General features: G+C 70.9%; 13 protein-coding genes. 6 read left to right on the top strand and 7 right to left on the bottom strand.

What is annotated here, in order from left to right:
• The first annotated feature begins 487 nt into the window (after positions 1–487).
• Entirely contained in the window at positions 488–1366 is an 879-nt protein-coding gene (locus tag ACZ4O3_RS07595) for an ABC transporter substrate-binding protein (protein ID WP_467721557.1), read from the top strand.
• Positions 1367–1406: 40 nt separating this feature from the next.
• Complete coding sequence (locus ACZ4O3_RS07590) at positions 1407–1709, top strand: muconolactone Delta-isomerase family protein (RefSeq protein ID WP_362714587.1); 303 nt, start codon at positions 1407–1409, stop codon at positions 1707–1709.
• A gap of 428 nt (positions 1710–2137) precedes the next feature.
• Here the strand turns inward: ACZ4O3_RS07590 and ACZ4O3_RS07585 are convergent, their stop codons facing one another.
• Together ACZ4O3_RS07585 and ACZ4O3_RS07580 are read right to left on the bottom strand one after the other, a co-directional pair.
• Positions 2138–2509 carry a hypothetical protein gene (locus ACZ4O3_RS07585; protein ID WP_467721556.1) on the bottom strand — a complete coding sequence of 124 codons (372 nt, stop codon included), beginning with the start codon at positions 2507–2509 and terminating at the stop codon, positions 2138–2140.
• Positions 2510–2863: 354 nt separating this feature from the next.
• On the bottom strand, positions 2864–4408 hold the full coding sequence (locus tag ACZ4O3_RS07580) for an FMN-binding glutamate synthase family protein (protein ID WP_362714591.1): 1545 nt from the start codon (positions 4406–4408) through the stop codon (positions 2864–2866).
• A 501-nt stretch (positions 4409–4909) separates the two neighbouring features.
• Here ACZ4O3_RS07580 and ACZ4O3_RS07575 point away from each other — a divergent pair.
• Complete coding sequence (locus ACZ4O3_RS07575) at positions 4910–6073, top strand: VanZ family protein (protein WP_467721555.1); 1164 nt, start codon at positions 4910–4912, stop codon at positions 6071–6073.
• A gap of 67 nt (positions 6074–6140) precedes the next feature.
• Here the strand turns inward: ACZ4O3_RS07575 and ACZ4O3_RS07570 are convergent, their stop codons facing one another.
• From ACZ4O3_RS07570 to ACZ4O3_RS07560, 3 genes are all read right to left on the bottom strand, one after another.
• Positions 6141–6722, bottom strand: coding sequence for a hypothetical protein (locus ACZ4O3_RS07570; protein ID WP_467721554.1), 582 nt, complete (start codon positions 6720–6722; stop codon positions 6141–6143).
• Positions 6723–6733: 11 nt separating this feature from the next.
• The gene (locus tag ACZ4O3_RS07565; RefSeq protein WP_467721666.1) at positions 6734–8227 is read right to left on the bottom strand and encodes a sensor histidine kinase; all 1494 of its coding nucleotides are present in this window, start codon (positions 8225–8227) and stop codon (positions 6734–6736) included.
• A 116-nt stretch (positions 8228–8343) separates the two neighbouring features.
• Complete coding sequence (locus ACZ4O3_RS07560) at positions 8344–9033, bottom strand: response regulator transcription factor (protein ID WP_362714599.1); 690 nt, start codon at positions 9031–9033, stop codon at positions 8344–8346.
• Between the two features lie 154 nt (positions 9034–9187).
• On the opposite strand from ACZ4O3_RS07560, the gene ACZ4O3_RS07555 reads away from it, so the two are divergent.
• Positions 9188–10090 (top strand): DUF3152 domain-containing protein, encoded by a 903-nt coding sequence (locus ACZ4O3_RS07555; protein ID WP_467721553.1) that lies wholly within the window; start codon positions 9188–9190, stop codon positions 10088–10090.
• A 38-nt stretch (positions 10091–10128) separates the two neighbouring features.
• Here ACZ4O3_RS07555 and ACZ4O3_RS07550 read toward each other — a convergent pair whose 3' ends face one another.
• Both ACZ4O3_RS07550 and ACZ4O3_RS07545 read right to left on the bottom strand, forming a co-directional pair.
• Positions 10129–10830, bottom strand: a complete 702-nt coding sequence (locus ACZ4O3_RS07550) for a hypothetical protein (RefSeq protein ID WP_467721552.1) — start codon at positions 10828–10830, stop codon at positions 10129–10131.
• 99 nt (positions 10831–10929) lie between these two features.
• Entirely contained in the window at positions 10930–11133 is a 204-nt protein-coding gene (locus ACZ4O3_RS07545) for a cold-shock protein (RefSeq protein ID WP_190192812.1), read from the bottom strand.
• 410 nt (positions 11134–11543) lie between these two features.
• On the opposite strand from ACZ4O3_RS07545, the gene ACZ4O3_RS07540 reads away from it, so the two are divergent.
• Positions 11544–12155, top strand: coding sequence for a hypothetical protein (locus ACZ4O3_RS07540; RefSeq protein WP_467721551.1), 612 nt, complete (start codon positions 11544–11546; stop codon positions 12153–12155).
• A gap of 272 nt (positions 12156–12427) precedes the next feature.
• Positions 12428–13081 (top strand): class I SAM-dependent methyltransferase, encoded by a 654-nt coding sequence (locus ACZ4O3_RS07535; protein ID WP_467721550.1) that lies wholly within the window; start codon positions 12428–12430, stop codon positions 13079–13081.
• Positions 13082–13091: the final 10 nt, after the last annotated feature.

Below are 13091 nucleotides of genomic sequence, written 5' to 3'. Positions count from 1 at the left end.
GACGGCAACTTGGAGTTGAACTCATGGCACATCACCGGAGAGCGGCAAAACACCCCGACCGGACCCGGAGGGGCCGCGAAGAGACCTCGGCCGACGGAAGTCGATCAAGGAATCCGCCGCCCGCCGGGAGTTTCGCTCGCACGCTCGGCCACGCCGGAGACGGCGTGTACAGTGCTGCCGATCACTCACACCCCCGGGAATCACCCCGCTCCGCCGCCTTCGCCATGCCGTGCGGGAGATCCTTCGGCACCCCGGAATTCCCGGCTTTCCGGCGCCCCGCACGATCGGCGACCGGCTCGCCGGGTCCACCCCCATCCGCACAGCGGACATGTGACGCATTCCACACCAGAAGCGGCATTCCAGTCGGATCCCTACAGGACGTCCTTGTAGCGACACGCCGTCCCGGACCCACCTCCGCCGGGCCCTCCCGGATGCGACCGGCGTGCGGACCGCGTCCAGAACACAGCCACCTCCGAGGAAGGCGCTCATGCACACGATCGATCTCGCCCACGTGGGGCGCGGACCCCATGAAGAGCTGGTCACCTACATCGCGGACCAGCAGGACTTCTACGCCGACGCCGGTGTCCACGTCGCCGTGCGGGACGGCTCGGTCTGGGACCCGGAACGGCTGCGCCGCGGGGCCGTCATCGGGCTGGGCCGGACGCTGCTGTCCCGGCTGGTCGGCGGCATCCCCTGGGTCGCGCTCAATGTGAACACCCAGCGGCCCCAGTTCTGGTTCCTCGCCCGTCCCGGCCTGGACTCGTTGGCCGACCTGGCCGGGAAGCGTCTGGCCGTGCATCCGCCCCACACCGGGCCCGGCTGCTTCACCCGCATCATGCTGCGCCAGGCCGGACTGGACCCGGACCGCGATGTCGAGACCGTCGTCCGTGCCCCCGGCGACTACGGCATGGACCTGCGCCGGCTGCGCGAGGGCACGATCGACGCCGCGGTGGTGGGTGACGCCCTGGCGCCGGAAGCCGTGGCGGCCGAGAACGGCTGGAAGGTGCTGGCCTTCGCCGGTGACCTCTTCCAGATCCCCACCGTCGGTGTGTCGGTCGACCCGACCCACACCGATCCGGAGGACCCCGCGGTCCAGGCCGTCGTGCTGGCCCACCGGCGCGCGCTACGGGTGATCCGGGACGAGCCCGACACCACGGTCAGGTATCTCCAGGCCTTCCTCAACGGACACACGCAAGAGGAAGTCCGGGCGCATTACGAGAGGTTCATCGCGCCGTCGTTCGGCATCGACGGGCAGGCGGACCTCGTCACCGCCGAGACGGCCGTCCAAGCGATCGCCGCCGAGCTGGGCGTGCCCGCCACGTTCACCGCGGCGGATTTCTACCGCACCGCACCCACCACGGCTTAGGCCGCGGTGTCTTGTCGCAGCACTACAGAGAGGCTGGCTTGTGAAAGAGTTCCTGATCGAGGTCACCACCAACATTCCCGAGGGAACCGAGGCAGCCGAAGTCGACCGCCGTCGCGCCGCGGAGGCCGCCCGGGCCGTCGAGTTGATCGCCTCGGGCCACCTGGTCCGGATCTGGCGTCCGGTGGGTGAGATGCGCAGCATCGCCCTGTGGCGGGCCAACGACGAGGCCGAGTTGCGTGACGAGATCCTGAGCACCTTGCCGCTGTGGTCCTGGATGACGTCCGTCGTCACCCCTCTGGAGTCGCACCCGAGCGACCCCGGCAAGGCGGACGCGACCGTCTGACGTCCGGCCTGCTCCGTGCGCCCGTCCCCGCACAACCTCCGGCCGCCCGGCTGCGGTCGCAGCGGTCGGCGGGTGTGCGGGGCAGCGCGTACCCGCTGGCAGATCGTCCGCCGCGCCCGGCATGCGCCGCGCGAAACAGCCGTGCAGAGCGGCCGAGCACTTCTCGACAAGCGGCGTGAAGGCGGCGGGGATCGTCGGCGGCCCTGGACAGCTGGGCGTCACCGGCACGATCGCCGTGTTCCTCGTCATCTGGTTCCACGGAATCTCCGTCCCCGGCTGCCGAACGACAGTCTCACCCTGTACTTGTCGGCCGCCGCCCCATGCGTTCGCGGCGGACCCACCCGCCTCGCCGCCGAACGCCATGCCGGTGAGCCGAAGGGGTGTGGCACAGGACCGTGAGGTGCCGGGCCGCGGTGCGGTGGAACCCGTCAGCGGCAGGCTGAAGGAACCACAGGATCCGCGGTGCCACCTGCGTCGGCGTCGGAGCCGCCCGTGTCGCCCGGCGCGGCCGCTGCCCCCTGAGGTACGTCGAGTGCGACGAAGCTCTTGGGATGCCGTGCCCTGCGGAAGATCTCCCCTGCGTTGACGATGTCGACGGTGGCGTCGACCGGTGAATGCAGGACAAGGCGAGGCAGGTGCAACTCCCTTGTCCGGTCGTCCAGACGAGCGTGTCGGACGTTGTCGACGAACGCACGCTTGAGGACCGGCGTTCTCCCGCCGACGAACCACTCGTGCGCCCCTTGGCCCAGAACACGGTCCAGGACGGCGTCGTGCTGTCTCTCGACGTGCCTGGGGTCCACCGGTGCCCCGATCGTGGCGACCGCGTGGACGCCGGTTGCCTCGGCCGCCGCGGCGATGACGGCGGCCCCCTCCCCAGGAGTGCCCCATCAACAGGTCCGCCGGTGTCCCGCGTTCAGCCATCAGAGTTGCCGCACGGACGGTGTCCTGGACCTTCACGGTGAAAGAACCGGCCCCCCAGTCGCCGGCGGAGTCCCCGATCCCGAGGGTGAATCCGTGGACGAAGATTCCCCAGCCTCGGATCTCACCGTCGGCAGGTCGATCGTTCCGGCCAGTTCGGGGCCGACGACGCTGCTGAATCTCACTTCTTCGGTCCTGTGGTGATCACCCGGCGAGGCCTGTTCGCGGGGCACGCGTCAGACGGCCGGATTCCTGACGGATGTCGACCCGGTGGCGAGCAGTGCGGTGACCTCCTCGGCGAGGTGCGGGCCGAGTTCGCCCCAGCCGTCCTTGTAGCCGTAGACCCCGGCCAGGACGCGCGCGTCGTAGTCGCCGTTCAGGATCTCGATGTCGGTGGCTGTGATGAGTCCCGGGTGGGCGACGCCCACGGCCGCGGAGACCTTGATCAGCTCCTTGCGCAGGGTGCGCAGGTAGACGGCGGCCCGGGTGGCCTTCGAGGTCGGGTCGAGACCGCGGGCCAGCCACGGATTCTGGGTGGCGACGCCGGTGGGGCACTTGTCGGTGTGGCACTTCTGCGACTGGATGCACCCGATCGACAGCATCGCCTCACGGGCCACGTTGACCATGTCGGCGCCCAGAGCGAAGGCGACCGCGGCGTTCTCGGGCAGGCCGAGCTTCCCGGAGCCGATGAAAGTCACGTCGTCGGTCAGACCCAGCTCGGCGAAGGTGGTGTAGACCCGTGAGAAACCCATCCGGAACGGCAGCGACACCGAGTCGGTGAAGATCAGCGGCGCCGCCCCGGTGCCGCCCTCGCCGCCGTCGACGGTCACGAAGTCGACGCCACGGTCACCACGCGCCATCTGCGTGGCCAGCTCCTGCCAGAAGCCCATCTCCCCCACCGCGCTCTTGATCCCGACCGGCAGACCCGTCTCGGTGGCGAGCAACTCGACGAAGTCGAGCATGGAGTCGACGTCGCGGAACGCGGAGTGCCGCGACGGGGACGCGCAGTCCTTGCCCGGCGCGATGCCGCGGATCTCAGCGATCTCCGGAGTCACCTTCGCGCCCGGCAGCATCCCGCCCAGCCCCGGCTTGGCGCCCTGCGAGAGCTTGATCTCTATCGCCTTGACCGGGGCGCCGGCGACCACCGCCTTGAGCTTGTCGAGGTTGAAGCCGCCGTCCTTGTCGCGGCAGCCGAAGTACGCCGTCCCGATCTGCAGGACGAGGTCACCGCCGTTTCGGTGGTGAGGCGACAGTCCGCCCTCGCCCGTGTTCTGCATGGCACCCGCCAGCGCCGCCCCTTTGTTGAGCGCCGCGATCGCCGCGCCCGACAGCGATCCGAAACTCATCGCCGAGATGTTCACCACGCTCGCCGGCCGGAACGCCTTGGCGCGCCCGCGCGGCCCGCCCAGCACCTTGGCCGAGGGCAGCGAGGCCTGCGGGTCGTGGGTGTCGGGCCGTGTGTCGGCGAACGTGCGTTGCTTGACGTATGCGTGCCCCTGTACGTGCTCCACGTCGACGTCGGTTCCGAACCCGAAGTAGTTGTTCTCCGCCTTCGCCGACGCGTAGACCCAGGTGCGCTGGTCACGGCTGAACGGGCGCTCCTCCTCGTTGGAGGTGACCACGTACTGCCGCAGCTCCGGCCCGAGCATCTCCAACAGGTACCGGGCGTGCCCGATCACCGGGAAGTTCCGTAGCAGTGCGTGCTTCTTCTGCATGAGGTCGCGGGCGGCCACCAGCGCCAGTGCTGTCGCGGTGGCCGCGCCGATACTCCGGGCGCGCATAGGCGTTCCTCTCCTGGATCCTCGACTTCCTCGCCACACGGTGACCGTCGTCTCGTGTCGGGTGGCGGGCGGTGGGGACGACCGAGCAGGTGTCAGCGTCCGTCGAGGAATGCGGAGCCCATCGTGCGGCAGCGGCCGCAGACAAGTCAAGACGAACATTCGTTTTTCTATGAGGCCGGGTCAGGAGACGACCGCAGGCTGGCCGCGCCGGTTGTTCCCGTCACCACCGAGCGGCCGGTCGTCCTCGGACTGCTCGAACCCACACGACCGATCCCGTCTTCGACGCCCGGGGCCGTGTGCTCGCCGCCGACCGGCCCCTGCTCTCCGCCGCCCAGAACGCACACCAGACCGGCCGCGCGGACGGGTTCGACACCACCGACGCTGTTACAGCCTGGTCGTGAACTGAGCCCGAAGCCATCACCTGCGGGAGCCAGGGTGATCTCCGACGCGCCCGATCGCGCGCCCTCGACCGATCCCCTCCCGCTTTCGAAAGGCACGGCCTTGCTCGCTCTCGTTTTCGGAGGCCACCTTCTCTACCTCCTCCTCGTCGCCCTGGTCTCCGCCGCGGTACTGGGGAGCGTCGCGTTCGCGCTGCGTGGCCGGTCTGACCGGCCCTGGACCTACGCGGCATGGGCGGCCACCACGACGGCAACCCTGCTCCTGACGCTCTGGTTCAGACCCGTCGGGACGGGCTATGTGCGCTGCACCGTGAGCAAGGACGTGTGGGAGTCGTTCGGGACGACCCAAGGGTGGATGAACGTCGCCCTGTTCGTGCCCATCGGCTTCCTCGGCGTCCGAGCGGCCCGGCGTCCGCTCCCGCCGTTGCTGCTGTCGGTCCTCCTGGCCTGCGGGATCGAGACCGTCCAGGCCTGTATCCCCGTGATCGGCCGTTACTGCGACACCGGCGACCTCATCACCAACGTGGCCGGCGCGGTCGTGGGCGCGGCCGCCGCCGTGGTCTCCCTCCGTCTCGCCGGCTCGACGCCGCCGCCCTGGCCCAGGCGTCACCGCACGCTCCAGGTCACGACCGGGCTGGGATTCCTCGCCGTCGCCGTCGTGCTGAGCACGGTCGTCGACGTACGGATCGTCGACCACGCCGAGCCCAGCAGACAGGCCTCCGCGGGCCAGCGGGCGGTGGTGGGGCAGGCGATCCGCCAGGCACTGGGCGACGGCGTGAGGATCGGCCGCGTCATGGACGACACACCGTGCGGGATCGACGGCCTGAACGAAGAGGTGTGGGCGGAGCTGGAACCCAGTGCGATCGCCGTCATGAACTGGCCCGCCCCGGACCGGTTCCGCATCGATGTGATGACCAGGCTCGGGTCCGACGCCGCGGCGAGCGGAATACCCATCCCGGGCTCTCCCGGGCACGTCCGCGACACGGCCACCGCCGAGCTGGCCGCGGGCGAGTACGTGGCCGCGCACTACCCCACCGCCGACACGAGGCAGCCCTCGGTGGACCGGACCGACGACGGCGCGGGCGGGACGTGGACGGTGTCGTACCCCTACCGCGACGACCGCATGCGGGCCGTGACCTCACTCGCGGTGACGGTGAATCCGGCCGGGCGTCTCCTCGGCGTCCAGCTGACCGCGACCGCCGACACCGGCCCGGACAAGAGGTCCGCAGACGGGTGCGGGCGTAGCGGCGGGTCATCGGTGCGCTGACAGCGCGTCGCACCCGACCGCCAGGACCCCCGCACGAGGTCCGGGAGGAGAACGGTCGCTGCTGCCGCTACGACGGGAGCAGGTGGGGGCACGAGCTTCCGGACAGGTCTGTCGTCCATCCGCTCCCGCTCACCCTGACTTTCGTGCGGGCCAGGGAATCCTGGCCGTTGTCGGAAGGGACAGCCGCGGAGGCGCCCCCGCTCGGGCTGCCCACGGGCTTCGCGACCAGCGGGCCGGCGACCGCGGCCAGGGTGCATGTCAACTGCATCAGGGCCAGCTTGCCCAGGTGGCCTGCCTCTTCGGGCAGTCGAACGGTCAGGACTCTGCTGCCGTCGATCGTCACCTCCGGCGCGCCGGCCAGGCGGGGCAGGTTGGTGGTGGCCGACGAGGACTCCTGCCCGATGGGCCCGGCGAACAGCATGTCCAGGACGGACTGGACATCCGTGGGGGTCACGGTCTTGCGCGGATAGGGCTTCAGCGCACCGTCGTGGACGAAGTAGAGGGGGATGACGGTGGCCGTCGTGGGCTCCGCGCCGCCGGGCGGGAGGATGCCGCTCGCCGCCGGGCCTGCCTGGATGACGCCGGACGGGGGGACCCCGCACCCCGCCAGCGTCAGCCCGGCCACGAGCCCGGCCAGCAGCGCCGTCACACGCGAGCGCCTCACCGGGCACCCGCGAACGCGTTGTGGTCGGGGGCCGGGGACTCGCGGCGCAGGGGGAGTTCGACCGTGAACGCCGCCCCGCCCCCGGGGAGGTTCGACGCGCTGATCCGTCCGCCGTGCAGGTACACGTTCTCCGCCGTGATGGCCAGGCCGAGCCCGCTGCTCTCACTCCTGGCCCGCGAGGCCCCGGCCTTGTAGAAGCGCTCGAAGATGTGCGGCATCGCCTCCTCGGCGATCCCGGGTCCGCTGTCGGTCACCTCGATGACGGCCCACGCCACGTCCGCCCCTTCCTCGCGCACCCTCATGGTCAGCCGCACCGGTGGCGCCCCGTGCCGCAACGCGTTGCCGACCAGATTGGCCATGACGACATCGAGGCGGCGCGGGTCCACCCGTGTCCGGACGGCACCGGGTGCGGGCAGGTGGGTCTCCACCTGGTCCTGCCAGCCGCGGGCGGCGAGGGTGCGCCGTACGGACTCCGCCAGGTCGACCTCGTCCAGGTTGAGCCTGATCACGCCGGCGTCGAAGCGTGAGATCTCCATCAGGTCCTCCACCAGTGCGCTCAGCCGTGTGGTCCCCTCGCTGATGAGCCGCAGGGCGTCGCCGGTCTCCCGGTCGTGCCGCAGCGCGTTCTCGTCCAGCACGTCGGTGAGCGCCGCCATCGCGGTGAGCGGCGTCCGCAGTTCGTGGGAGACGTCCGCGGCGAAGCGGCGCGCCCGGGCTTCCATGCGGCGCAGTTCGGCGACCGAACGCTCCAGCGCGGCCGCCGTGTCGTTGAAGGACTGCGAGAGCTCCGCCAGTTCGTCGGAACCGTTGACGGCCAGGCGGACGTCGAGATGCCCCTCGGCCATCCGGCGCGTCGCCCGGCCCAGCGCCCGCACGGGACGGAGCACACCGCCGGCGGCCAGCAGCGCCAGGACGACGGCGAGGGCCAGCGCGACGACGGTGGCACGCTCGATGCCGCTGACCATCGCCTGGACGTAGCCCTCCTCGGCGTCCTGCGACACCACCAGGTACATCGCCGTTCCCGAGAGCCGGGACTTGCCTTTGGCGCTGTCGTAGGTGATCGGCGTGCCGACGACGAGCCAGGGACGGCCGTCGACGTTGACCCGCTGGAAGACGGTGGCGCTGGTGGTGGCCACGGTCCGGCGCAGGTCCGGGCTCAGCTCCTGGAATTCGGCGCTCGGCGCCCAGGTGCGGAGGCTGCCGTAGGTGGCCATCACCCGCCAGCCCTGCGACGGGTTGTCGTAGAGCACGCGGTTCACCGCCGCCTGGAGTTCGCTCTGGTCAGGTGTGGCGGAGATGTTCGGAGCCGCGCTCTCGACGCTCTTGCGGAACTGCTTGATCACCGAGTCCTGGCTCTGCTGGAGCACGCCCGTGCGCGCCTCGCGGAAGGCCAGGGCCCCGGTGCTCAGGGCGCTGACGACGGCCACCAGGACGAAGGCGGCCACCAGGCGGGCGCGCAGTCCGCGCAGCGGAAGAGGGATGCGGGCCAGGAGCGCCCGGAAGAGCCGCACGGGCCTCGTGCCCCGTTCGACCGGCGCGGAATCGTGCTCACCCACGGCCGGGCCCGCGCCTTCGGTCCTTCGCGCCTGTGCGCCCCTCTCGCCGTTCACGGGGAGACGAACCGGTATCCGAAGCCGCGTACGGTCTGTATGTACTGGGGATCTCCGCTCAGCTCACCCAGCTTGTTGCGGAGCCGCTTCACACAGGCGTCCACGAGTCGTATGTCGCCGTGGTAGCTGTGCTCCCAGACCGCTTCCAGCAGGTGCTGGCGACTGAAGGTCCGGCCGGGCGAGGCCGACAGGGTCAGCAGCAGCCGAAGCTCCGAGGGGGCGAGCGCGACGGGTGAGCCGTGGTTCGTCACCACGAGTCCGGCCCGGTCGATGACCAGCGTGCCGTGCGACTCCGCCCTGGGCCGGACACCGTCGGCGAGCGGCTGGCCCTGTCTGCGCAGTACGGCCCGTATGCGCGCGTCGAGCACCCGGGCCCGTACGGGCTTGACGACGTAGTCGTCGGCACCGGCCTCCAGCCCCACGACCACGTCGATGTCGTCGCCCTTGGCCGTCACCATGATGATCGGCACCTGGTCGCGGCCCCTGATCCGGCGGCAGACGTCGAGGCCGGACATGCCGGGCAGCATGAGGTCCAGCACCACGACGTCCGGGCGGAAGGGATGGAGCTGTTCCAGACCCTCTTCGCCCGTCCCGGCGGCCATGACGTCGTGACCCTGATGCCGAAGCGCCAAGGTGACAGCGTTACGGACATCCGGGTCGTCTTCGACAATAAGGACTCGCGACACCTCGACAGTGTAGGCGGATCGTTTTCGACGGCCGCTCCGGAAAAGGGGCCCCCTGCGGGCTTGTGGCAGAACGGTCATAAACAGAATCGACCGTTATCCCTTCGTGATCATCCGAACCTATGGCGATCATCTGGAATGACCAGTTTGAGCTGCCATGTATTCGGCACGAGAGCGGGAATCCGCACCGCCCACCGATGGCGCCGCCTCCCACCACAACCGTCCTCCCAAGGGGAGCCGGCGTCGTGGGCGCCACCAGTCGTCGCGCCGCCGGAGCGGTCCACGCCGCCTCGGCCGGCGTTCCCTGATCTTGGCGCTGGCGGCCGCCGGCCTGCTCGGCTCCGCGGCGTTCTTCGTGAACGGCGGGCGGAGCGGAGCGCCGAGCGGTTCGGCGCCCGCGCGCATCGCGAAGCACGTCACCCCCTCGCCCAGGCACACTCCCACGCCCTCCCCCACGCCTCCCCCGACTCCTACCGAGATCGACGTCCCTCCGACGGGCAGCGGCGCCTTCGTCACCGCGCGTGCCGGTGGCGCGAAGGTCGGCCGTGGCGCGCATCTGATCCGCTACGCGGTACAGGTCGAGAGCGGGCTCGACGTCTCACCGGGACAGGCTGCCGAGGAGATCGCCGGCATACTCGCCGCCCCCCGGGGCTGGACCCACAGCGGCAACAACTCGTTCCAGCTGGTGGGAACGGGTGAGCCGTACGACCTGATGATAAAGATCGCGACACCGGGGACGGCCGACGCCCTGTGCTGGGCGGGGATCCACCAGAGCACCCACGGCGAGTACAACTGCGAGATCCCCGGCGGTGTGGTGGTGAACCTCAAGCGCTGGGTCAGGGGCTCGCCCACGTTCGACGGCCCCATCCACGAGTACCGTGCACTGATCATCAACCACGAGATGGGTCACGCCCTGGGCCTCACCCACATGACCTGCGGGGGTCCCGGACAACTCGCACCGGTCATGATGCAGCAGATCAAGGGGCTGCACGGATGCGTCGCCAACGCCTGGCCGTACGACCGCAACGGCCGCTACGTCTCCGGACCGCACGTGCCCTGAGCGGATCCCGGGACCAGGGCGAGCGCGGCCCGAGACGGTCAGCCGGGCTCGAGACACGCCTCGAGGGCCGTCCGCTGCCGGGCGGGCAGATGGTCACCCAGGGGAGTCCTGCGGGGGCTGTGCTCGCCTTCGCAGATCCAGCTTCGTTCGTCCTCGTCGAACGACCAGGCCTCGGCGCCCCACATGGGGTGCCCTTGGAGCAGACGTCCCGCCAACGCCCGGCTCCCCTCGGGAGCCCCGTGGGCGACGAGCGCCCGGCCCACGGCGGTCACGGCCTCCTCCGGAACCGCGGCGTCCCCGAGAACCGGCAGAAGGAGGAGAAGCCGGGCGTCGGGGTCGGTGACACCCGTGGCGCCTGGCGGTGCGTTCAGCAGCGCGGCGAGTTCGGGCCAGCACAGTCCGGGACCGATGCGGTCCTGGTCGTCGCTGGCCAGGACTAGATCCCGGCTCCAGTCGGGATGCGTCAGGAAGTAGTCGGTGGTCGTGCATTCCTCACCGCTGTTGTAGTGCAGGACGATCGCGAAGCCGCCGACCAGAGGCACCGTGAACACCGGCCACGCCGAAGGATCGTGGAGCCGCTCCAGCATGGCGCCGGCATCCCCCGCGTCGGAGCCGAAGTCCTCGGGGGTCGCGCCCCGGGACAAGTCCGCCAGATGCGCCGGCCAGAAGCCCGGCTCCCGCAGGAGCGGATGCCCGTCCACGACGGGCGAGGAGGAGTACCAGTGCCGTGCCATCACCATGCCCGGATTCTCTCCGAGACCGGTGAGAACGGTTCGAAGCACCCCCGCACCGGTGTCCCGGGCCGACGGCGCACGGGACCCCGGAGACGGGGGCGGGCGTCAGCCGCGGACGATGTTCTCCGCCTGGGGGCCCTTCTGGCCCTGGGTGACGTCGAACGTGACGGGTTCGCCCTCGACCAACTCGCGGTACCCGTTGCCGGAGATGTTGGAGTAGTGGGCGAAGACGTCCGGTCCGCCGCCGTCCTGGGCGATGAAACCGAAGCCCTTTTCGGCGTTGAACCACTTCACGGTGCCGCTGGCCATACTGCCTCGTCCTTCTGTCTTGCCGGCGTCGCCGGCCGGGGTGCGGGTAGGCGTCTTCCGCTGCGGGAAGGCGCTCGGTGTCCGTCCTACCCCGGTCGGGGTTCAGTCATACGATCATCCCCCCACGGATCGCGGGCGCCTCGGGGCGGGTGCACCGGCCCGGCTCCGACGCGGCCCCCCGACGCCGGCGGGCAGGACGCGCGCCTCGTGCCCCGGCAGCGGCGCGGAGACGCCTCTGGCGGACACTTCCGCCAAGCAGAGTCCTGGTGTGAGTAAAGATTCGTACAGCCAACCCCCCGCCTTGCGAGTCGTGATCATCACGGGCCGGAACGCCCGTCCCGATCAGGACCAGAGGGCCGCCCTCCGCCGTCACCGGGGTCACCGTCGTCCCGACCGAATACGGCTTCGCGGTGAACTGGGACGCCAACCCCACCCCGGACCTGGCGCGTTACGTGGTCCGCCGCGGCGAACTCTGGGGAGACGACGAGAAGGTGTGCTCCCTCTACCCGGGCTACTACCTGCCGGCCGACACCACCTCGTACGCGTACACCACTCTCCCCGACGGCGAGGAGAGCTGCTTCGTCGTCGACGCCGTCGACGATGCCGGGAACTCCCACTTCCAGTGGACCGGCGAGGCCCAGATCGTGACCGCGACCGAGCTCGACATGGCGCCGGGCGTCGCGACGCCCGAGAGCTCGCCTCTGCACCTGGAGGTCTCCGCGGCGGAGGACTCCGAAGGAAACCGTCTGACGTGGTCCGGACCAGGTGCGGGCGGAGAAGGCGCCTCCGCCTCCGCATCCGCATCCGCATCCGCATCCGCACGGGGCTTCCGCATCTACCGGTGGAACGCGGCCACCTCCGCCTACGAGAAGATCGACGAGGCGTCCGCCGGGACGTTCGAGTACGTCGACACGGGCGCCCGTCGTGGCACGACCAGCTACTACCGGGTGACGGCCGTGCAGTCCGACGGCACCGAGACCCTGCCCGCCGGCGACTGGACGGTCACGGCTCCCGCGGCGTGACCTGACCGACGGCCGGACTCGATCGGAAGGTCCCCCGCATCCGAGCCCACGCATGACCGTTTCGGCGACCTCCGCACGGTGGGACCAGCGCTTTTGCCGACCCGGCAACGTTTTTGGCCGCGCCCGACGTTGCCGGGCAGGATTTCCGGTCAGGGCGCCCGGGTCGGCATCGACCGCCGGGTGGGGTCCCGTACCGGGACCGGCGGCGGGTGCGGCGGAGGACGCCGGGCACACCGGCGCCCCCGCCCCGCACCGTGGAAGGACGACGCCTCATGGGCACAGAGAAGACCTCACCGGCCGACGCGCAGGCCGCGATGTTCGAACCGGCGGGCTGGGACGCGCGGTACGCCGGGAAGGAGTCCGTCTGGCGGGGAACACCCAACCCGCAGCTCGTCGCCGTGGCCGAGGGGCTGCACGCCGGGCGCGCGCTCGACGTCGGCTGCGGTGAGGGCGGTGACGTGATCTGGCTGGCACGCCAGGGCTGGACGGTCACCGGCGCGGACTTCTCGGCCGAGGGTCTCGCGCGGGCCGCCCGGCACGCCGAGGAGGCCGGCGTGGCCGAGCGGACCGACTGGTGGCGTACCGACGCGCGGAACTTCGCGGCGGGCGGACGGACCTACGACCTGGTGACGACGCACTACCTGCACCCGGCGAACGGCGCGATGGTGGACGTGGTGCGGCAGCTCGCCCAGGCCGTCGCTCCCGGCGGGCGTCTCCTGGTGGTCGGGCACTCCCCCACCGCGCACTTCACCCAGCTCACCCAGATGCACCTGCGGGCCATGTTCCTGGCGGAGGAGCTGCTGCCGGGGCTGCCCGACGGGTTCGAGGTGCTCGCGGCGCAGCAGCGGCCCCGGACGCTCGTCCGGGACGGCGTGGACGTCGACGTCGAGGACTCGACGCTGCTCGCCCGCCGCCGCCCCGAGTAGCCGGCAGGAC

The organism is Streptomyces sp. NPDC026515 (genome assembly GCF_055567595.1).
This window is presented reverse-complemented; position numbering and strand designations above follow the sequence as displayed.